The sequence below is a fragment of the Stenotrophomonas sp. PS02300 genome, from assembly GCF_029959395.1.
Lineage (GTDB): Bacteria > Pseudomonadota > Gammaproteobacteria > Xanthomonadales > Xanthomonadaceae > Stenotrophomonas > Stenotrophomonas maltophilia_AD.
This window is the reverse complement of record NZ_JASCOP010000005.1, coordinates 66,381-86,547: the sequence shown is the minus strand read 5'-3', so window position 1 is coordinate 86,547 and position 20,167 is coordinate 66,381. Positions and strand designations below refer to the sequence as shown.

Sequence of the window (20,167 nt, the reverse complement as noted above, 5' to 3'; positions counted from 1 at the left end):
GAAGTCACGACCAACGGTCGTGGCCTACCGGGTGAAATCAGATCATGGGCCGGCCGGGTGGACTGGCTTGCCGGTAGGTCACGACCGTTGGTCGTGACCGGCATCGTTCGATCAATCTTCAGGCGGCTGGCAGGAATCGCGCACGATCAGGTGCGGGCGCACGCTGGCAATCTGCAGCGCGGCCTGGCCGTCGGGCTGGACCAGCATCGCGGCGGCGGTGCGGCCGGTGTCGCGGGTGTGGCGGCGCACCGAGGTCAGCGACGGCCACAGGCGTGAGGCCAGCGGGCTGTCGTCGTAGCCGATGATGGACAGCTGGCGCGGGATGTTGATGCCCGCGCGCAGCGCCACCTTGTAGATGCCGGCGGCCATTTCATCGTTACCGGTGAAGATCGCGGTCGGGCGCTGCTTGCCCAGCAGCAGCTTTTCGGCTGCGGCCACACCGGATTCGAAGGTATAGCCGGCCTCCACGATGCGCCCGGGCGGCAGCTCGATCCCGCGCTGGGCGAGGGCATCGATGAAACCGGCCGTGCGCTCGTGCGCCGAACGGTAGGCGCTGGGGCCGGTGACCAGGGCAATATCGCGGTGGCCCAGCGACAGCAGGTAATCGGCCGCTTCGGCGGCGCCGTCGCGGTCGTGGGTCACCACCATCTGCGAGGTGTCATCCAGCGGCAGCGCGGCAATACGGGTGAAGCGGCAGCCGATCTCATCGAGCATGTCCACCAGCGCCTGGTCTTCGGAGGCACGCGGCACCAGGATCACCCCATGCAGCTTCTGCTGCTGCACGAAGCGGCGCACGCCTTCGATGTAGCCGGGGCTGCGCGAATCGCACGGGTGCACCACCAGTTCGAAGCTGGAGCCGCGCAGCGCGTCCAGCGCGCCGTACTGCATGTCCACGATGTACTGCGCGGTGGGGTTGTCGTAGACCATGCCGATCAGGAAGGAGCGCCGGAAGGCCAGCCCGCGCGCCAGCGGGTCGGGCGTGTAGCCCACCTCGCGCATCAGCGTTTCCACCTTCTCACGGGTGTCCTTGCGCACCAGTGGCGAGTTGTTGATGATCCGCGAAACCGTTTTCTTGGATACACCCGACAGCCGCGCGATGTCATTGATCGTGGCGGCCTTGCCCTTGGTCAACCCGTGCGGTGACGGGTCGGTCTTGCTGCGCAGTGACATGTGTTCAAACCATGAGAGGTCGAAGGAGTCTACCGGCGCCCTCAATCGAGGGCGCGGTAGCGGAACTGGCGGAAGGTCACCTTGCCGTCGCCGGCAGCGTACAGGGCCGGCTTCAGGGCGAGGAACTTCCCGGCCACATTGTGATGGTAGCCGGAGACTTCCATCTGAACCGGGTACTTCTGCCAGGTTTTGCCGTCGGTGCTGGAATGGATGGTCACGATGTGGCGGTTGTTGGTCACCCGCAGCCACAGCTTGCCGCCTTTGGCACTGGGGGCCAGCCGGGTGGGGCGCTCTTCGCCGTAGCGGTGCATGATGAACTTCTCGCCATTGCTGCCCACGCCCACGTACAGCCGGTCGCTGTAGAAGAGCAGGGCACCGCCCACCGCGCCGGGCGCGATGTCCATTTCGACCTCGAACTGGTAGGCCCGGTCGCCGGCGATGGCGGTCAGCGGCGAGCTGTCCTTCGGGGTGTCGCCCTTGCCCTGGACGGTCAGCCCGTCGGCACCGAAGCCCAGCCGCTTGTATTCGTCCTGGGCCGGGTTGAAGAACGACCACTGCGCGCCCAAGGTCTTGCCGGTGAAGTCGTCCGACAGCGCCATGCCGTGCGGGCCGACCGACTCGCCGGACGGTTTGGCCAGCGGCTGGCCAAGGTCGCCGCCCTTGGCCACGAACCAGCCATCGTCGGTCCACTCGATCGGCTCCAGCAGTGCCTGGCGGCCCAGCGTCCAATAGCCGTTCTCGTAACCGTGGTAGATCATCCACCAGCGCCCGTCGGTGCCTTCCACCACGGTGGCATGGCCACGCGACCACCACGGTTCGCTGGCGGACTTCGTGCGGGTGATCGGGTTGTTCGGTGCGTTCACCCACGGCCCGTGGATCGAGCGCGAGCGGGCGGTGATCACCATGTGCCCGGTCGGCGGGCCGGCGGTGCCGCCCACGGCGGTGGTCATGTAGTACCAGCCGTTGTGGAAGTTGATCTTCGGGCCTTCCTGCGCATAGGCCTCCACGTCCCAGCTTTCCGGATACTTCCAGCCGTCGTAGACGTGCTTGGGCTTGCCGACCACGCTCAGGCCATCGTCGGCCAGCTGCACGTAGGCACCTCCGCTGAGGAACAGGTAGCGCTTGCCGTCCTCGCCCACCGCGTGGCCCGGGTCGATGTAGCCGCCCAGGCCGATGTCGATCGGCTCGCTCCACGGCCCGCGGATGGTGTCCGACCACACCACGAAGTTGCTGCGGGTCTCGCCGGTGCGTGCCGGGAAGTAGATGAAGTAGCGGCCGTCGTGCTTGACGATATCCGGGGCCCAGATCGCCCCCACGTTCTTCGTGATGGCATGGCCCAGCGGCTGCCAGTTCACCAGGTCGCGCGAGTGCCAGATCGGCAGGCCCGGGTAGGCATCGAACGAGGACAGGGTGAGGTAGTAATCGTCGCCATCCTTCAGCACCGACGGATCGGGCCGGTCGCCGGCGAACACCGGGTTGAGGAACGTGCCGTTGCCCAGGTCCGCCTGGCGCTGGTTCTCGATGCCGCGCTTCCAGGTGGGCGCAGCCGCATCGGCGGCGTCCAGGGTGCTGGCCAGCAGCAGGCCAGCAGTGGCCAGCCCGGCCAGCAGGGTCTTCAGATGCATGCGGTGTCTCCCTTGTTCCACATCAGCGACGGCGGCACGCGGCCGCCGCGCGGTCAGGCGCGCAGCAGCGCCGGCAGCCACAGCGACAGCTGCGGGAAGAACGTCACGATCAGCAGCACGCCCAGCGCCGCGAACCAGAACGGCCAGATTGAACGCATGCTTTCGCCCACGCTGATCTTGCCGATCGCGGTACCGATGAACAGCACCGAGCCCACCGGCGGGGTCACCAAGCCCAGGCCACCGGTCAGTACCAGCACCAGGCCGAAGTGGATCGGGTCGATCCCGTAGGCCTTGGCCACCGGCAGGAAGATCGGCGTGCAGATCAGGATCATCGGTGCCAGGTCCATGAAGGTGCCCAGCAGCAGCAACATCACCACGATCATCAGCAGCACCATGAACTGGCTGTGCGCGAACGACTGCAGGAAGTCCACCGCAGCGGCGGGCACCTGCAGGAACGCCAGCAGCCAGCCGAACACGGCGGCGGTGGCGATCACGAACAGGATCACGCCGGTGCTACGCGCGGCATGGGTCACCGTGCCCAGGAACTCGCGCCAGTTGAGCTGGCGGTACAGCACCGTGGTCACCAGCAGCGCGTAGACCACGGCAATGGCCGCGCTCTCCACCGCAGTGAAAATGCCGGCGCGGATACCGATGAAGATCAACGCCACCAGGCCCAGGCCGGGCAGGGCGGAGACCATGCGCAGCAGCACCGCGCGCCAGCCCGGGAACACTTCCACCCCGTAACCGCGGCGGCGTGCCACCACGTAGCCGGTGACCATCAGTGCCACGGTCATCAACAGCGCCGGCACGATGCCCGCCGCGAACAGGTCGGCAATGGACAGGCCACCACCGGCCGCGGCCGAGAACAGGATCAGGTTGTGCGAGGGCGGCACCAGCAGCGCCACCAGCGCGGCGGTGATGCTCACGTTCACGGCGAAATCGCGGTCATAACCGCGCTTGACCATCTGCGGAATCATCGTGCCGCCGACCGCCGATACGTCGGCAATCGCCGAACCGGACACACCGCCGAAGAACAGCGAGGACAGGATCGACACCTGGCCCAGGCCACCCCGCATGCGCCCCACCAGCGACGATGCCAACGCGATGAGCCGTTCGGAGATGCCGCCGCGCATCATGATTTCGCCGGCGAAAATGAACAACGGAATGGCGATCAGCGAGGCCGAACCGGTACCGGCGGAGATCTGCTGCACCAGCACCAGCGTCGGCAGGTCCAGGTACCACAGCGCGGCCAGCGCGGCCGCCGCCAGCGCGTAGGCCACCGGCACCCCCAACAACAGCAGCACCGCGAACACGGTGAAAAGAATCGTAATGCCCATGATTCAGCGGTCTCCTTCTGCGTCAGCCAGCGCCGGTTGCGCGGCCTGCACCATCTGGTTCACTGCAAAGATCGCCATCAACGCACCGCCAATGGACAGCGGCAGGTAGTTGATGCTCTGCGGCAGGTTGGCGCCGGCGGTCTTGATGTCCAGCCCATCGAGCAGCAGCACCGCGGCCCACCAGGCAATCACCACGCCCAGTACCGCCACCACGAGTGAGGCGAACACATCCACCGCGCGGCGCAGGGTGGGGCCCATGTGCGCGGCCAGCAGGAAGAAGCCGAAGTGGCGGCGGGTGTGCACGCCGGTGGCCGCGCCCAGGCTCATCGCCGTGGCCAGCAGCAGCAGCGTCACCGGTTCGGTCCAGCTGGGCGAATCGTTGATGACGTAGCGGGCAAACACCTGCCAGCCCTGCACCACCACCAGCCCGAGCAGGGCGAGCACGGCGATGTAGATGGCAATGTCGGCAATGCGATCCAGCGCGCGTTGCGGCAGCGTGCGCAGGTCGACGAGGGTTTCGGAAGTCGTGTCGGACATCGCGGCGGGCCTCAGGCGAAGTCGCGGATGCGACGGGTGAGCGCGGCCAGTTCCGGCTGCTGCAGGTACTGCTGCAGCAACGGGTCGGCGGCCTTGCGGAAGGCCGGCATGTCGACCTCGTTGAACTGGATGCCGAAGTCGGCCACGGCCTGACGGGCGGTGCTTTCCGAGGCATCCCACTGCTGGCGCATCACGCCCACCGATTCACGCGCGGTCTGCAGCAGCAGCTGGCGGTCTTCGGGGCTGAGCGTTTCAAAGCTGCGCCGAGACATCAGCAGCACGTCCGGCGCGTACGAATGGTCGCTCTGCGACCAGTAGCGCGCCGCTTCGAAATGACGGCTGGAGTGGAAGCTGCGCATGTTGTTTTCCGCACCGTCGATCATGTGCGTTTCCATGCCCGAGAACGTGTCACCCAGCGACATCGGGGTCGGGTTGGCACCCAGCAGGCGCATCAGCTGGATGAAGATGTCCGACGAGGCCACGCGCAGCTTCAGGCCGTTCAGGTCCTTGGGTTCCACGATCGGGTGCTTGGTGTTGTAGAAGCAGCGCGCGCCGGAATCGTAGATCGCCAGGCCCACCAGATCGCGGCTTTCAAAGCCACGCAGCACCGTGTCGGCCACGCCGCCGTCGAGCGCGCGGCGCATGTGCGCCACTGATTCGAACACGTAGGGCAGGCACAGCGCCTGGGTCAGCGGGAACGCGTTGTTGAGCGCGCCCGAGTACACGCGGGTGATGTCGATGGCGCCGAAGCGGGCCATGTCGATCGCCTCCGATTCGCGGCCCAGCTGGCCGGAATGGTACTGGCGCAGCCTGAGGCGGCCGCCGGTCTTTTCTTCCAGTTGCTGGCCGATCCACTTCACCGCGGTCACGGTGGGGTAGTCGGCCACGTGCACATCGGTGGCGGTCAGCAGCCGTGCGCCGTCGGGCGCGGTGCTGCCCGGGCCGGAACAGGCCGACAGCACGGGCACGCTAAGCGCGCCCAGACTGGTGGCAAGGAAACTTCTGCGAGTAATCATCTGCGCCCTCCCAAGCGTACTCGCCATGGCCGCACGGTTACCCGGCGGCGATGGCCCTGCAGGTAATGTCGCCGTAACCGGCGAAACGGATCAGTGCCTGTTGGCCTACGGCGATGTCATGGATACCGGTGGCATTGCCACTGGCGATCAGATCGCCGGCCTTCAACGGGCGCCCACGCTGGGCCGAACGGGCCAGTGCGAAGGCATACGCGGTGCGCAGGCCGCCCGGCAGCAGGGTGGCGCCACCGGTGCCCACCACTTCGCCTTCGATGCGGGTTTCGGCGCGCAGATCGGCATCGTCCAGCCGGGTCCAGTCCGCGATTTCCGGGCCCAGCACCAGGCCGTTGTTGTTGCCGAAGTCCGACACCACCACGCGCGGGCCGAGCTTGTTGATCGTGGCCAGCGGGCTGCTGGCCACTTCCACGCCGATGAACAGCTTGGCGGGCAGGGCCTCAGCCTCTTCGGCGGTCCAGTGCAGCTTGTCGGCCGGGGCGTCCTGCTGGAGCTGGATCACGTACTCCGCTTCGACCGCGCCGAAGCCGCCGACGAACACCGGGATGTCCACTGTTCCACCGGTAGCATTCCAGAGCCGCTGAGAGAAAATCGGGCCCAGCAGGCGGTCGTCGCCGGAAACGTCGCGACGTTCGGCGGCGATGTAGCCGACCTTCCAGCCCACCACCTGGTCGTCCCAGAGCGCGATGGCCTGGTCCTGCACCCGGTAGGCGGTGATCAGGTCTTCCGGGATGGTTCCGGGGAAATCCGGCAGTGAACGGCCCTCCTGGCGGGCCGTGACGAACGCGTGGGCGATGTCGCCCAACCCCTGTTCTGGCAGGTCCTGTTTGCCTTGATCGTTGCTCAAGCGGGTCTCCCGGTGATTTGTTGCACTGCCCATCGACAGCACTTGGATGAGCTGTATATGGTAAACCGGTGTCATTGGCAATGTGCACCGCGTCAGAACCCGCACCGCCCCGGCACGCTACCGTTTGCCCACCCCCGAGAGGATCGTTGCGGATGCGTTGCGCCCTGTTGATGTCCCTGCTGGCCGGCTGCCTGCTGACCGCCGTTGCCCCGCCCCCGGCCCAGGCCGGTGAGCGCCCGGTGCCGCAGACCGAACCCGCCCCCGGCACGCCCACCCGCATTGAACTCTGGCCCGCCGGCAAGGTACCCGGTGAGCCCCAACACGCCACGGCGCCCAACGTGATCGAGCGCAGCGCCGACCCGGCGCTGCCGGACCGCTACATCGACAACGTCAGCGCGCCGTACCTGGTCGCCTACCGCCCGGCGAAACCGAACGGCACCGCCCTGCTGGTCATTCCCGGCGGCGGCTACCAGCGCATCGTGCTCGACAAGGAGGGCACCGCGCTGGTGCCGGCCTTCGTGGAGCAGGGCGGGGTGACCCTGTTCGTCCTGCGCTACCGGCTGCCGGCCGGGCGCGAGGACCGCCAGGCCGCACTGGCCGATGCACAGCGTGCGATGCGGGTGATCCGCGCCGGCGCGGTGAAGTGGCAGCTGGATCCAAAGCGGATCGGCGTGATCGGCTTTTCCGCCGGCGGCCACGTCGCCGCGCGGCTGGGCAACGGCTACGCCACCGCGCTGCCGGGCATCGGCGATGCCACCGATGCGCTCAGCGCGCGCCCGGATTTCGCCCTGCTGCTGTACCCGGTGATCGACATGGGCCGGCACGCGCACAGCGGCTCGCGCACCCGGCTGTTGGGCGCACACCCCACGCCCGCGCTGGAGCAGCAGTATTCGATGCAGGCGCAGGTCAGCGCGCAGACCCCGCCCACCTTCCTGGTCCACGCGCAGGACGACGACGTGGTGTCGGTGCACAACAGCCTGCTGTATTACCAGGCACTGCTGGCGGCAGGCGTGCCCAGCGAAATGCACCTGTTCGCAGACGGCGGGCACGGCTTCGGCGTACGCCTGCCGCCCACTGCCCTTGCCACCCAGTGGCCCACCCTGGCGCTGCGCTGGATGCAGGCGCAGAACGCGGAGGCGGCGCCATGACCCTCACGCCTGCCGACCTGCAGCGCCGGCGCTTCCTGCGCGACAGCGCGCGTTACGCGATGTTGCTGGCCGCCGGAACGTTGCCGCTGGTGTCGTCGCTGGCAAGCGCGTCCAGCCGCACCGCCCCGACCGATTCGCTGGCAAACGTGCGCGGCGGCCGCCTGCGTGGCCGGTACGACAAGGGCGTGCATCGTTTCCTTGGCGTGCCCTATGGCGCGGATACCGCCCCCCGCCGTTTCCAGCCGGCGCTGCCTGAAGTGCCCTGGCGCGGCGTGCGCGATGCCCTGGCCTACGGCGCGTCCGCACCGCAGGGCGGCAACGACGGCCCCGGCAGCGAGGACTGCCTGTTCCTCAACGTATGGACCCCGGCACTGCGCGATGGCGCACGCCGCCCCATCCTGTTCTACATCCACGGCGGCGCCTACAACAACGGCTCCGGCAGCGACCCCCAGTACGACGGCAGCGCGCTGTGCCGGCGCGGCGATGTGGTGGTGGTCACCGTCAACCACCGGCTCAACGTGTTCGGCTACCTGTACCTGGCGCAGCTGGGCGATGCCCGCTTCGCCGATTCGGGCAACGTGGGCCAGCTCGATCTGGTCCAGGCGCTGCAGTGGGTGCGCGAACATGCGCACGCGTTCGGCGGCGATGCCGACAACATCACCGTGTTCGGCCAGTCCGGCGGCGGCGCCAAGATCGCCACGCTGATGGCCATGCCCGCCGCACGCGGCCTGTTCCAGCGCGCGTGGACCATGAGCGGCCAGCAGGTCACTGCGGCCGGACCCCGCGCGGCCACCCAGCGCGCGCAGATCGCGATGCAGGCGGTGGGCGCACGGGATGTCCCGGCCTTGCTGGCGCTGCCGGTGCCAGCGCTGCTGGCGGCCACCCGCGCGCGCGATCCGTCGCGGGTGGAAAGCACCAGCCTGTATGTCGGGCCGGTGGTCGATGGCGGCGCGCTGCCGGTACACCCGTTCTGGCCAAAGGCGCCCGGGCAGTCCGCTGGGATCCCGATGGTAATCGGCAACACCCACGACGAAACGCGCGCGTTCCTGGGCCACGACCCGGCCAACTTCGCGCTGACCTGGGAAACGTTGCCGGCAAAGCTGGAGAAGGAGCAGTTCGTCGATCTGCTGCCATCGGCGGTGATCGCCGAATACCGGCGCCTGTATCCGCACTACACGCCCTCCGATGTGTTCTTCGCCGCCACTACCGCCGGCCGCTCCTGGCGCGGGGCGGTGGAGGAACTGGAAGCACGGGCGCGGCAGGGTGCGCCCACCTGGGCCTACCAGCTCGATTGGGGTTCGCCGCTGGACGGCGGCAGGCTCGGCGCCTTCCACACGCTGGATATCCCGCTGGTGTTCGACAACATCCGTGCGGAGGGTTCGCGCACAGGTGAAAGCGACAGCGCACAGCGCATGGCGGCATCGATGAGCGATGCCCTGATCGCCTTCGCCCGCACCGGCAACCCGCAGCACCCGGGACTGCCCCAGTGGGAGCCCTATGGCCTGGATCGCCGCCAGACCATGCTGTTCAACACCCCGCCACAGCTCGCTGACGACCCACGCGGCGGCGAACGACGCCTCTACCAGCAAGCCCCGTTCGTACAGCGGGGCACGATGTAGCGACACGCCACGCGTGTCCTACGCATACCTGGCCCCGCTCCAAACAACGATAGGCAGCACCAACCAAACAACGAAATCCAATAGATTTTCGGCCAAAAAGCGGTCATCAGCCGTGATTCAGATCAAACATGTCCTTAACCTCCATCGCCTAGACTGGGGGCATGCAGGACCATTGCGATCCCTTTCCGCCGTTCCATGGCCGCGATCGATTGATAGCCGCCATCGATCACGCCGTGCAGCATGACGATCCACAGCAGATCGCCAGAACGCTGCGCGGTGCGCTCTGCGAGGCCATTGCCGACAGCCGCATCCAGCTGCCGGCCTGCGTGCACCGCCCGATCAGCGACCACTACGCCCGCCGCGAGCTGTACCGCAGTCCGGCGTACGGCTACAGCATCGTGGCGATGAGCTGGGCGCCGGGGCAGGGCACGCCGCTGCATGACCACAGCGGCCTGTGGTGCGTGGAAGGGGTGTGGCTGGGGCAGCTGGAAGTCACCCAGTACCGGCTGCTGGAACGCCGTGGCGAACGCTTCCGCTTCCAGCCCGAACCGTCGGTGATCGGCGACTGCGGCAGCGCGGGCAGCCTGATCCCGCCGCACGAATACCACACCATCCGCAACACCAGCGATGAACGGCTCGCCATCTCGGTGCACGTCTACCAGGGCGAAATGACCCGCAGCGCGATCTTCGAACCCGGCCACGACGGCTGGTACGAGCGCCGCATGAAGGAAATGGAAACCGACGCCGCGTAGCGCCACGCCCTGCGTGGCAGGGGGCGATGGGGCGTTGTCAGGCGCCGCTGGGTTGGATGCACCAGACGGCCTCGTCGCCTTTGCTGAAACGGGTCAAGGAGAAGCTGGTGCCGGCGTAGACCGTTGTGGACCTGGCGTTTTCGGGCAGCTTCAACTGCCAGTTCGGCAACGACACCCGCGCCGTGGGAAAGCCTACGTGCAACGCCCAGAACACGCCGGCCGCATACGCAATGACCAGCTGGACGCGCCCGGTGCCATCGCGCACTTCAACGTGATCCACACCGCCGTCCTGGTACTCCCGCACCCGCCAACCGTGCGATACCCCGGAAACCTCGGGCTGTGGGCGCGGAGGTGCCTCGGTCCGCACCGCCTCCTCGATGGCGGCAAGGCTGGTGTTCATAGGTGTATCCCCAAGAAGTAAGGCGCTATGCATCGGCGGGGCGATGACGACTCGATGCTATCTGCGGCCATTGGGGTGGTGCGTTGAAGATGCTCCTAGATTTGATGCGGGGTTCACCGCCAAGATGCCTGCATGTCGCCACATCCCGCCAAGGAACCGCAGCCCGTGACTTCCCGCCCCTTCCTCCAGGTCAACGTCTTCAGCACCGATCCGCTTCTAGGCAATCCGCTGGCCGTGGTGCTTGATGCCGATGGGATGAGCGATGCACGCATGGCCGCCTTTGCGCGCTGGACCAACCTGAGCGAGACCACGTTCGTATCGAAGCCGAGCGACCCGCGTGCCGATTACCGCGTGCGGATCTTCACCACGCTGGGCGAGCTGCCGTTCGCCGGGCATCCCACGTTGGGCAGCTGCCATGCGTGGCTGGCCACTGGCGGCGTGCCGCGTGGCGGGGAAATCGTGCAGCAGTGCGGGATTGGGTTGGTGCGGATCCGCCGCGATGCGGCCGGGCTGGCGTTCGAGGCGCCGCCGTTGCGGCGGCAGGGGCCGCTGGACCCGGCGTTGCGCGAGCGGGTGCGGGCAGGATTGGGGGTGGCCGTCGGTGACCTGGTGGATGCGCAGTGGGTGGATAACGGCCCGCCGTGGTTGGCGTTGCGGTTGCGCAGCCGTGCGGCCGTGTTGGCGGTGCGGCCGGACTACGCCGTGTTGGATGGGCTGATGGTGGGCGTGTTCGCCGCGTGTGGCGAAGGCGACGCGGTGGATGCACAGTTTGAATCGCGCGCGTTCATTGCCGGCGAGGCAGCGCCGGAGGATCCGGTGACCGGAAGCCTCAATGCGGGGATTGCGCGGTGGTTGTTGCGCGAGGGCGCCGCGCCGGACCGGTATGTGATCAGCCAGGGCACGGTGCTGGGGCGCGCCGGGCGCGTGCAGGTGGAGCGGGTGGGAGAGGCGTTGTGGATCGGGGGTGCGTGCGTGACGTGTATCGAGGGCTCGGTGACGTTGTAGGCGGTTACTCGACCGCCACCACGTTGTTGAGCTGGGTCACTTCGGCGCTGCCATCGGCCAGCACCACCCGCACCTTCAACCCGCTGCGGTTACCCGCAGGCAGCGGCAATCCCACCGTGGTGGTCTTCGGCATCAGGTCGGTGGGCGCTGCCATCGCTGGAATCTCGATCCGCGCCAGCTCGCGCCCGCCCGCATCCTCGAGCACCGCCGTCCCCAACGGCGTGCCCACATGCCCCAGGCTGTGCACGGTCACGTGCACCTGGCGGCCATCCACGCGGACATCGCCGCGGCCCACTCCCAGGTCCGGCCGCTGCTCCACCGGCGTGCCCGGCTGGATCAGCTCGAACTCCACCACCTGCGCCTGCCCGGGCGCGAACCGCAGTGGCACGGATGCACTGCGCTCCAGCGTTACCTCGCGCACGTCTGCCTTGCCATCGATCCGGTCATCCCCGTCCCGGTCGACCCCGCTGGTCATCCGCCAGGTCCCGGCAGTGACGTTCCACGTGCTCATCTGCGCATCCACCGCGCGCTTGCCGGTGTTGTACGCAATCACCTTGAAGCGCTCCGTGGACGGCGCATGCACCAGCAGCGCCACCTGTTCGGCCGCATCGGGCTGGGCGAAGCGCCAGCTCACCGTATGCCCCGGCCAGCTCTGGTTGCGCTTGAGCGCGATACCGCCCAGCCGCGCCCGCTGCAGGAACTCGCTGGGTGCTTCCACCCGGTCCGACCACCAGTGGCCTTCGGTGTTCATGTACTCGCGCTGCGCCTTGGCCTGGATGCCATCGGCGTGCAGCGCTTCCAGGTACTTCTTGTCGCCGGTGGCCTGCCACGCCATCAGGCTGGAAAAGCCGGTGTTGCCTGCATCGGCATCGGCCACCAGCGTCGGGTTCCACGCGGCCGCCTTGCCCAGCACCTCCACGTAGTTCTCGCCCAGGTTGGCCAGCGCACCGGGGCCGCCGCGCTCCACGCGGTAGTCCAGCGCCTTCAGGTACTTGTCGTCGCCGCTCCAGCGCCATGCCGCCCAGAACGTGTGCATCACATCGCCACCGCCCGAGCCGTTGTTGAGCTCGCCGCCGCGCACCTTGCCCGTGGCCCAGTTGATCTCGTTGGGCAGCGCCCAGCGACCCTTGTCGTCGGTGTAGGCGTGGGCCAGGTAGCTGTCGGCCAGCCCGGTGACCAGCTTGCGGCCGGTCGGGTCGGCGTTGTACTGGCCCATCAGGAACGCCGGGTGCAGCGCCGGGAACGAATACGGCTTCTGCCACTGCCAGTTCGGTTCGCGGTAGACCTTGTTGCCGCCGAACCAGTTGCTGGAGAACAGCAGGTGGCCCTGCGGGTTGGGCAGGATGATGCGCGCATCGAACGCCTTCACCGTTTCCATCAGGCGCTCCACCGTGAGCGGGTCGCCCCAGTTGAGGTACAGCATGGCGCTGTTGGCGTTGATGCCTTCCTCGTAGGCGTGCAGCTCATCGGTTTCGATGGTGCTCAGCCCGTTGGAGAACATGCCGTTGCGGTACACCGCGTCGGACAGCGCGGTGAGCGAGCTGTTGAGCCGGTCCGGCTCCACGCCCATCAGCGCCAGGCCCGGCCACTGCTGGGTCAGGTCGGTATCGTCGGAAATGCCGCCGCCGAAGTCGCCGTAGGCGATCTGGCGGTTGTCGATCCACCAGTCCACGAAGCGGCGCACGTACTTCAGGTCTTCGGTCTGGCGGAACGCCCACAGCGGCACGCCCTTGGGCGCTTCGGGCTGGGTGAACGGCGGTTTGCCCTGGCTGTTGTAGCTGATGTAGTTCCAGTACAGCCGGCCCAGTTCGTGGTCCGGGTCCACCCGCAGCAGGTCGGTCAGGTCCGCGTACACGCGCGCATACAGGCGCTGGCGCTTGGAGGTGGTGTGCTCTTCGACCAGGAAGCCCCAGTTGTCGCGGGCCTGGTTGAAGCGGTCGGCCACGTGTTCTTTCTTTGCTTCCGCACGCGCCTTGTACACCATGCGGATCTCCGCGCCGTCCAGCGAGGCCGCGTTGAAGCCCGGCGCGCCCGAGGCGATGCTGATCCACAGGCTGTCGGCGGTGAGGATCCGGTCGCGCAGGTCCAGCCACAGCGTGCGCTTCTCGTTCGGCTTCACCGACACCGACACATCGATCATGTCGCGCGCCGGCCAGATCGGGTCCTTGATGCGGATGTTGAGCGGAATCAGCCCGTCGCGCGCGGCCGGCAGGTTCAGCGCCGGCAGGTCGATGGCCACGCCGTCCAGCCCGTCGTACATGTTTTCCCAGCTGTGCGCCCAGCTGCGGATCAGCGGCTGCGCGGCGGGCGCATCGCCCACGCCGGAGGGCACCAGCACGTGCACGATCGGCAGCGGGTTGGCCGGCAGCGTCTCCGCGCCGCGGCGGCGCGAGCCCGCGCCCTTGGGCAGCGCCATCACCGTGCTGCGCTCGGCGGCCGGGTAGCGGCCATCGATGTACTCGCGCAGCGTAGTGATGTTGAGGTAATCGGGCAGCGCCTGGCTGTCCACCCGGTAGCGCTGCTTGACCGTGCCCTCCGGCTCGCCCGCATCGCTGACCTGGTAGGCCCAGATCTCCTGGATGGGGGTTTCCTGCGCGGTGTTGCGGAAGTGCAGCACCCCACCGGTCTGCGCCGGGATGTCGTCCACGCTGCGCACCATGCCCTGCGGGCGCTGCAGCAGGGTCGTTGCAGCACCGTCGCCGTTGCTGTGGCTGAGCGAGCCGAATGCCGCACCGCGCACTTCGACGCGGTTGACGGTCTCGCCCGCCGGCAGGGTCAGGTCGAGCTGCTGGCCGCCTTCCACGTAGGTGTTCCAGTCCGGCAGCTGGAAATAATCATTGCGGCCGGGCAGGCGCGAACGGTTGTACACGCCGGGCCAGGTGGTCTCGGCGATGCCGTCGGTGGCCTTCCACATCCACTGTTTGTGGTCTTTGCTGTCGGCGAACTCGATCTTGCGGAGGGTGGTGGTCGGGCTGGTCAACGCGGGCGGCGCGGCGCTGTCCCAGCCGAAGCGGTGGTTCCAGGCGCGCATCGCGGCGGTATCGGCGACGGCAGTGGTCGGGGCCTTGTTGGCGGCCAGCGCGGCCATGCCGGCGGAATCCAGCAGCTGGTCGTACACCCGGATCTCGTCGACATCGCTGCCGCGCAGGAAGTTGTAGCGACTCTGTACCTGGTAGGGCGCCATCACCCGGCCGGCGAGGCCGAGCTGGTCCAGGGCGGCATCGTAGTCGGCGGTGGTCTCCTGGCGGGCGACCTCCTTGCCGTCCACGTACAGGCGCACGCCATGGTTCTCATCCCAGCCGAAGGCGATGTGCTGCCACTGCTGGGGCGAGGGATTCTGGTCGAGCTTGAACGACACGCGGGTGCGCGCCAGGTTGGCATCGGTCACGAAGGCATCGAAGCCGTGGCCGTTCCAGTCGATGCGTAGCCAGGCCATGTCCCAGCTGCTGTGGTCGGCATAGCCGACCCGGAAGATCACGAACGGTGCTTCACCCACCGCGTAGCGGGGGCGCCAGTAGAAACCGAGGGTGCCGCGCTGGGCCTGGATGTTGCCGGGGGCGTTCCAGGACAGCACGCCATCGTCTTCCCACTGGATGGCCGCACCGTGCGCGCCATCGGGCACGCGTTTGACCTTGTCCTGGAAGTTCGGAATGGCATCGCCGTGCGCGGTGTCGGCGGTAAATCCCTTGTCGGCCGATACATGGAACAGCAGCTGCGGTGCAGCCTGTGCGGACGAAGCACCGGCCATCAACATCAGCGCCAGCGCAATCGCCTTCGGTAGCGCCGGCCGTTGCCCGGCCCGCGGAATTCCACCCTCAACACAAAGCAGCATGTGACCTTTCCTTTCCACAGCGAGACGCCACGGCCGCAATGCCAACGCAAGGCCGTCAGAAACTAGCAAAGGGGACGCGGTGCGGCATCTTGCGCCGCAGCAGCGGCGTGGTTGCCCACGCCGCTGCCGGTTGCGATGAATCAGAACTTGTAGCGCGCGCCCAGCATGAACTGCCGGCCGGTTTCGGTGTACTGCAGCGGCAGGCGACCGGTGGCCGGCGAGTACACCCACTCGTCGCTGGCTTCGTTGGTCAGGTTCATGCCTTCCAGGCTCAGCTCCAGCTTGTCGCTGATCGCGTAGCGGATCGAGGCATCGATGAAGGTGGTGCCGGTCATGCCGTGGGTACCGTCCACGTTGAAGCCCGCTTCGGTGCCGGGCACCTGGGTCAGGTAATCGTCGCGGTTGGTGGCCGACACACGGCCCGAGAACACCTTGCCTTCGTAGAACAGCGTGGCGTTCCAGCTCGACTTGGACAGGCCCGTCAGGTCGGCCTTCATCACCGGCTGGCCGCTGGAGTTGATGTACTGGATCTGCGATTCCACCCAGGTGTAGTTCAACTGGATGCCCAGGTTGGACCAGTTGCCCGGCAGGAAGGTGAAGGGCTGGGTGTAGTTCGCTTCCACACCGTGCAGCTCGCCACCGGGGGTGTTGACCGGCTTAGTGTAGGTGAAGTCATCCGCCGGCGAGGCGCCGGTGCCGATCAGCAGCGAATCCGGCAGGCCGCTGGCGCTGTACGGCGCCACTTCGCGGGTGGTCTGCACGAAGCTTTCGATGTCCTTGTAGAACAGGCCGATACCGGCCATGGCACCTTCGCTGAAGTACCACTCGAAGCCCAGGTCCACGTTGGTGGCGCGGATCGGGTCCAGGTTCGGGTTGCCGCTGGAGATGGTGCGTGCACCGCCGGCCACGGCCACCGTGGCACCCGGGGTCAGGCTGCCCAGGCCCGGGCGGCTCATCACCTTGGCCGCACCCAGGCGGATCAGGAAGTCCGGCGCCACTTCAGCAACGAGGTTGAAGGAGGGCAGGGTGTCGTCGTAGCTGCGGTCCACCGTGGTGGACACCGTGCCGGTGGCCAGGGTGGAAAGGCCGGTGGAGCTCTGCTTGGTCTTTACATAGCGCACGCCGAAGTTGCCGGAGAGCGGGATGCTGCCGAGGTCGGTGGAGAACTCGCCCATCAGGTAGCCACCACGGTCTTCCTCGTCCACGCTGCGCACGTTGTTGGCGCGTGGGGCCACGGCGTAGATACCGGAGTTGCTGTAGATGTCGAACTGGTTGACGAAGGCGTTGAGGTCCGGCACCACCCACTGGTCCGGGCTTCCGGTGATGCCCTTCAGGCCGGCCTGGTCGGTCATGTCCACTGGCACGATCTTGGTGCCGTTGGGGAAGTTGGGCACGGCCAGTTCGCTGGCGCGGCGCAGTTCCACGGTGCTGAAGGTGTAGTTCTTGGCCAGGATGCCGCCCTTCAGGCGGAAACCGGGGCTGATGTTCCAGTTGAAATCGACCTGGCCGGTGTCGAAGTCATTGTCCACGTACTGCGGGCGCAGGCGGATTTCAGCCAGTTCCCAGCCGTTCGGGTCGGTCGGGTCGATGCCGTAGTTCAGCGTCGGGAAGCGGCTGTTGCCGCGGTAATCGTAGCTGTAACCATCGACATCGTACTTGTCCATGATGATCGTGGTCTGGATCGGGTTCTCGTGCTTGGAGCGCGAGATGCCGACCTTGCCGGACAAGGTGAAGTCATCGCCAAAGCGGTGCTGGCCGTTCAACGCGATCTGCTTGAATTCCGTGCTCCACTCGTCGTGGCGGTTTTCGCTGCGGATATCGACGTTGTCGAATTCGCCGTAGACGAGCGCGTTGTTCTCGATCACGCCGTTCTTGACGATCATGTTCGGCTTGCCGACCAGGCGCGGGTTGCTGCTGGTGCCGCGGCTGAAGGAAATCGCCTCGATGTAGTGCTCGTCACGCTCGGCGTCGATCTTCGAATACAGCGCGTCCAGCGAGATTTCGGTGGCGTCGGTGGGCTTCCACTGCAGGGTGCCGGTCGCGCCCAGGCGCTTCTGCTCGTGTTCCATCTGCACGTAGCGCGGGAAGCGCGGGTGGTATACATCGGCCGAGCGCGCTTCGGTGAACGGCGAGGCCGCGCTGAAGTTGCCGTTGCTCGGGCCGTTGGCCCAGCGGCCGGTGTTGGACCCTTCTTCCAGCGCCTGGCGCTCGGAATAGGCCACCGACAGCAGGCCGCCGAAGGTACCGTCGGCCCAGGTGTTGGAGATCAGCGCGGCCACGCGCGGGTCGGCCTTCTGTGCCATCGCGTTGTAGCTGGCCTGGCCGCTGGCGGCGAAGGTGTAGCCGTCGTAGTCGAACGGGCGCGCGGTGCGCAGGTCGACCGTGGCGCCCAGCGAACCTTCTTCCACGTCGGCCGAGGCGGTCTTGCGCACGATCAGCTGCGAGAACAGGTCCGAGGCGAACACGTTGAAGTCGAAGCCACGGCCGCGGTTGGTGCCACCGCTCTGGTCGCCGGCGCCCACCGTGGTCAGCGCTTCCATGCCGTTGATGCGCACGCGGGTGAAATCCGGGCCCAGGCCGCGGACCGAGATGTTGCGGCCTTCGCCGGCTTCGCGGGTGATGACCACGCCGGGCACGCGCTGCAGCGACTCGGCCAGGTTCAGGTCGGGGAACTTGCCGATATCCTCGGCAACGATGGCGTCGACCACGCCCGATTCGCTGCGCTTGATGTCCAGCGCCTTCTCGACGCTGGCGCGGTAGCCGGTAACGGTGACGGTATCCAGGTCGGTGGCCGCGGTCGGGGCCGGATCCTGCGCCAGGGTGGTACCGCTCAGCGCCAGGCCGATGGACAGGGCGAGCAAGGTAACCGGTGTCTTTTTATGGATGTTTCGATATTGCATGTTTTCCCTCTCCCAAGGTGCTACATGAAACAGCTATCCGGCGACATGTCAGTGCAATGACACCGCTGGTCAGGGCGGACGTTAACAGTCCGTTGGGGATCGGGCATCTTGCACCGCAACAGACTTTCAATGTCCCGTAGACGCTTGCGGGACATAGGTTCCGACAAACCGGGCGGGTGGACGAAGGCCGCCGCACCGCTAGAATGACACCGCTAGCCATTACTGTCCGGGCCCTGACCCGCAGGTCATGCCCACCACGAAGGGATCCATCGCCATGAGTCGTGTTGTCTGTTTCGGGGAGTTGTTGCTGCGCATGAGCGCGCCGGGCCGTGAGCTGCTGCTGCAGACGCCGCAGCTGGCGGTGCATGCCGGCGGCGCGGAGGCCAACGTGGGCGTGTCGCTGGCCCACTTCGGGCACACGGTGCAGATGGTCAGCACGCTGCCGGCCAACCCGCTGGGCCAGTTCGTGGCCGGGGAACTGCGAAAGCATGGGGTGGACACCTCCGCTGTGCAGACCCGTCCCGGCCGCATGGGACTGTACTTCCTCACCACCGGGGCGGTGCAGCGCGCCAGCGAAGTGGTCTACGACCGCGTGGACTCGGCATTCGCGCAGGGCACGGCGGCCGACTATGACTGGGATGCGCTGCTGCGCGGAGCGCAGTGGCTGCACCTGTCCGGGGTGAGCCCGGCGCTGAACCCGGCGATGGCCGAGGCCACCCTGGCGGCGGCGCGCGCGGCGTGCGAGCGCGGGGTCAAGGTCTCCTTCGATGGCAACTTCCGCCCCTCACTGTGGGCGCGCTGGGAGGGCGATGCACCGCGCATCCTGCGCGAGCTGTTTGCCTGCGCCACCGTGGCCTTCGCCGACTACCGCGATATCGGCGTGGTGCTGGGCGGGCAGTTCGAGCAGCCTGAGCCGGCCGACCGCGTGGACGCCGCCGCCGCGCAGGCCTTCGCCGCCTTCCCGCGCCTGCAGTGGATGGCCTGCACGCAGCGCGCGCCGGTCAGCGTGGATCACCACCGGCTGGGGGCGATGCTGCTGGGCCGCGATGGCACCCGCGCCGTGGCGCCCACCCGCGAGATGATCGGCATCGTCGACCGCATCGGCGGCGGCGATGCATTCGCCGCCGGCATCCTGCATGGCATGATGCAGGGCTTCGAACCGGAGCAGATCGTGCGTTTCGGCCTGGCTGCGGCCAGCCTGAAGCATTCCATCCCCGGTGATTTCAACCCCGTCAGTGAAGCTGACGTACTGGCCCTGACGGGCGAGGAGCGATTCGATGTCCGGCGCTGATCCGCGCGTACGCGCAGTCCTGAAACTGGCCCCGGTGATTCCGGTGTACACCCCTGAAAGCGTGGACGAGGCGGTGCACGTCGCCCAGGCGCTGTTCAACGGCGGGCTGCCGGTGATCGAGGTGACCCTGCGCACCGCCATTGCGATGGACGCAATCCAGGCGATGGTGGACGCCGTGCCGGATGCAGTGGTGGGTGCGGGCACCGTGCTGACCGCCGCGCAGATGGAGCGGGTGAAGGCCGTGGGTGGGCGCTTCGCTGTGGCACCCGGTGCAACCGAACGCTTGTACGCCGCCGCGCGCGATACCGATCTGCCGTTCCTGCCAGGCGTGGCTACGTCTTCCGAATTGATGCTGGGGCTGGAGCACGGGCTGGATACGTTCAAGTTCTTCCCGGCCGTGCAGGCCGGTGGCACGGCGATGCTGTCGGCGTGGACCGGCCCGTTCGGCGATGTGCGGTTCTGCCCGACCGGCGGGATCAGCGCGCAGACCGCGCGCGATTTCCTGCACCTGCCCAATGTGCTGTGCGTCGGTGGGTCGTGGTTGACCACGCGGGCATTGCTGCAGGCGCGCGATTGGGCAGGGATTGAAGCGTTGGCGCGGGATTCTGCTGCGCTGGTGGGGTGAGGTTGCCGTCACGACCAACGGTCGTGACCTACCGGGGGGACGTGTCCGGAT

The 20,167-nt window shown here is 67.4% G+C and carries 15 protein-coding genes; 6 read left to right on the top strand and 9 right to left on the bottom strand.

The window, feature by feature from the left end:
* Positions 1-111: 111 nt before the first annotated feature.
* Genes QMX79_RS02690 through QMX79_RS02665 form a run of 6 tightly spaced genes read right to left on the bottom strand, consistent with a single transcriptional unit; the run spans position 112 to position 6,544 of the window.
* Positions 112-1,170 (bottom strand): LacI family DNA-binding transcriptional regulator, encoded by a 1,059-nt coding sequence (locus tag QMX79_RS02690; RefSeq protein ID WP_093535383.1) that lies wholly within the window; start codon positions 1,168-1,170, stop codon positions 112-114.
* Between the two features lie 41 nt (positions 1,171-1,211).
* Positions 1,212-2,795 (bottom strand): family 43 glycosylhydrolase, encoded by a 1,584-nt coding sequence (locus QMX79_RS02685; RefSeq protein ID WP_282244113.1) that lies wholly within the window; start codon positions 2,793-2,795, stop codon positions 1,212-1,214.
* 53 nt (positions 2,796-2,848) lie between these two features.
* Positions 2,849-4,132, bottom strand: a complete 1,284-nt coding sequence (locus tag QMX79_RS02680; protein ID WP_282244111.1) for a TRAP transporter large permease — start codon at positions 4,130-4,132, stop codon at positions 2,849-2,851.
* 3 nt (positions 4,133-4,135) lie between these two features.
* Positions 4,136-4,669, bottom strand: coding sequence for a TRAP transporter small permease (locus QMX79_RS02675; protein ID WP_282244109.1), 534 nt, complete (start codon positions 4,667-4,669; stop codon positions 4,136-4,138).
* 11 nt (positions 4,670-4,680) lie between these two features.
* Positions 4,681-5,685: a TRAP transporter substrate-binding protein gene (locus QMX79_RS02670; protein ID WP_282244107.1), complete on the bottom strand. Its 1,005-nt coding sequence runs from the start codon at positions 5,683-5,685 to the stop codon at positions 4,681-4,683.
* 37 nt (positions 5,686-5,722) lie between these two features.
* Positions 5,723-6,544 (bottom strand): 2-keto-4-pentenoate hydratase, encoded by an 822-nt coding sequence (locus QMX79_RS02665; RefSeq protein ID WP_282244106.1) that lies wholly within the window; start codon positions 6,542-6,544, stop codon positions 5,723-5,725.
* 152 nt (positions 6,545-6,696) lie between these two features.
* On the opposite strand from QMX79_RS02665, the gene QMX79_RS02660 reads away from it, so the two are divergent.
* The 3 genes from QMX79_RS02660 to QMX79_RS02650 all read left to right on the top strand — a co-directional run bounded on the left by QMX79_RS02660 (position 6,697) and on the right by QMX79_RS02650 (position 10,063).
* A complete protein-coding gene (locus QMX79_RS02660; RefSeq protein ID WP_282244105.1) occupies positions 6,697-7,692 on the top strand; it encodes an alpha/beta hydrolase in 996 nt (331 codons plus the stop codon).
* Positions 7,689-9,311, top strand: coding sequence for a carboxylesterase/lipase family protein (locus QMX79_RS02655; protein ID WP_282244104.1), 1,623 nt, complete (start codon positions 7,689-7,691; stop codon positions 9,309-9,311). Before QMX79_RS02660 ends, QMX79_RS02655 begins: the two co-directional genes overlap by 4 nt.
* Positions 9,312-9,472: 161 nt before the next feature.
* Positions 9,473-10,063 (top strand): cysteine dioxygenase family protein, encoded by a 591-nt coding sequence (locus QMX79_RS02650; protein WP_282244103.1) that lies wholly within the window; start codon positions 9,473-9,475, stop codon positions 10,061-10,063.
* 37 nt (positions 10,064-10,100) lie between these two features.
* Here the strand turns inward: QMX79_RS02650 and QMX79_RS02645 are convergent, their stop codons facing one another.
* Positions 10,101-10,463 (bottom strand): hypothetical protein, encoded by a 363-nt coding sequence (locus QMX79_RS02645; RefSeq protein WP_282244102.1) that lies wholly within the window; start codon positions 10,461-10,463, stop codon positions 10,101-10,103.
* A gap of 165 nt (positions 10,464-10,628) precedes the next feature.
* Here QMX79_RS02645 and QMX79_RS02640 point away from each other — a divergent pair, with 165 nt between their 5' ends.
* Positions 10,629-11,468: a PhzF family phenazine biosynthesis protein gene (locus QMX79_RS02640; protein WP_282244101.1), complete on the top strand. Its 840-nt coding sequence runs from the start codon at positions 10,629-10,631 to the stop codon at positions 11,466-11,468.
* 4 nt (positions 11,469-11,472) lie between these two features.
* On the opposite strand, the gene QMX79_RS02635 is transcribed toward QMX79_RS02640, so the two are convergent.
* Entirely contained in the window at positions 11,473-15,222 is a 3,750-nt protein-coding gene (locus QMX79_RS02635) for a LamG-like jellyroll fold domain-containing protein (protein ID WP_282244125.1), read from the bottom strand.
* A gap of 218 nt (positions 15,223-15,440) precedes the next feature.
* Positions 15,441-18,200 (bottom strand): TonB-dependent receptor, encoded by a 2,760-nt coding sequence (locus QMX79_RS02630; protein ID WP_282244100.1) that lies wholly within the window; start codon positions 18,198-18,200, stop codon positions 15,441-15,443.
* Positions 18,201-18,468: 268 nt separating this feature from the next.
* Between QMX79_RS02630 and QMX79_RS02625 the strand changes: the two genes are divergently transcribed.
* Positions 18,469-19,491, top strand: a complete 1,023-nt coding sequence (locus tag QMX79_RS02625) for a sugar kinase (protein WP_282244122.1) — start codon at positions 18,469-18,471, stop codon at positions 19,489-19,491.
* The gene (gene eda / locus QMX79_RS02620) at positions 19,478-20,116 is read left to right on the top strand and encodes a bifunctional 4-hydroxy-2-oxoglutarate aldolase/2-dehydro-3-deoxy-phosphogluconate aldolase (RefSeq protein WP_282244099.1); all 639 of its coding nucleotides are present in this window, start codon (positions 19,478-19,480) and stop codon (positions 20,114-20,116) included. The genes QMX79_RS02625 and eda overlap by 14 nt, the downstream gene beginning before the upstream one ends.
* Positions 20,117-20,167 lie beyond the last annotated feature (51 nt).

Excerpts from the sequence above, each read along its gene's own strand:
- QMX79_RS02690 (WP_093535383.1), bottom strand. The coding sequence starts at position 1,170 with ATGTCACTGCGCAGCAAGACCGACCCGTCACCGCACGGGTTGACCAAG.
- QMX79_RS02685 (WP_282244113.1), bottom strand. The coding sequence starts at position 2,795 with ATGCATCTGAAGACCCTGCTGGCCGGGCTGGCCACTGCTGGCCTGCTG.
- QMX79_RS02680 (WP_282244111.1), bottom strand. The coding sequence starts at position 4,132 with ATGGGCATTACGATTCTTTTCACCGTGTTCGCGGTGCTGCTGTTGTTG.
- QMX79_RS02675 (WP_282244109.1), bottom strand. The coding sequence starts at position 4,669 with ATGTCCGACACGACTTCCGAAACCCTCGTCGACCTGCGCACGCTGCCG.
- QMX79_RS02670 (WP_282244107.1), bottom strand. The coding sequence starts at position 5,685 with ATGATTACTCGCAGAAGTTTCCTTGCCACCAGTCTGGGCGCGCTTAGC.
- QMX79_RS02660 (WP_282244105.1), top strand. The coding sequence starts at position 6,697 with ATGCGTTGCGCCCTGTTGATGTCCCTGCTGGCCGGCTGCCTGCTGACC.
- QMX79_RS02655 (WP_282244104.1), top strand. The coding sequence starts at position 7,689 with ATGACCCTCACGCCTGCCGACCTGCAGCGCCGGCGCTTCCTGCGCGAC.
- QMX79_RS02650 (WP_282244103.1), top strand. The coding sequence starts at position 9,473 with ATGCAGGACCATTGCGATCCCTTTCCGCCGTTCCATGGCCGCGATCGA.
- QMX79_RS02645 (WP_282244102.1), bottom strand. The coding sequence starts at position 10,463 with ATGAACACCAGCCTTGCCGCCATCGAGGAGGCGGTGCGGACCGAGGCA.
- QMX79_RS02635 (WP_282244125.1), bottom strand. The coding sequence starts at position 15,222 with ATGTTGATGGCCGGTGCTTCGTCCGCACAGGCTGCACCGCAGCTGCTG.
- QMX79_RS02630 (WP_282244100.1), bottom strand. The coding sequence starts at position 18,200 with ATGCAATATCGAAACATCCATAAAAAGACACCGGTTACCTTGCTCGCC.
- eda (WP_282244099.1), top strand. The coding sequence starts at position 19,478 with ATGTCCGGCGCTGATCCGCGCGTACGCGCAGTCCTGAAACTGGCCCCG.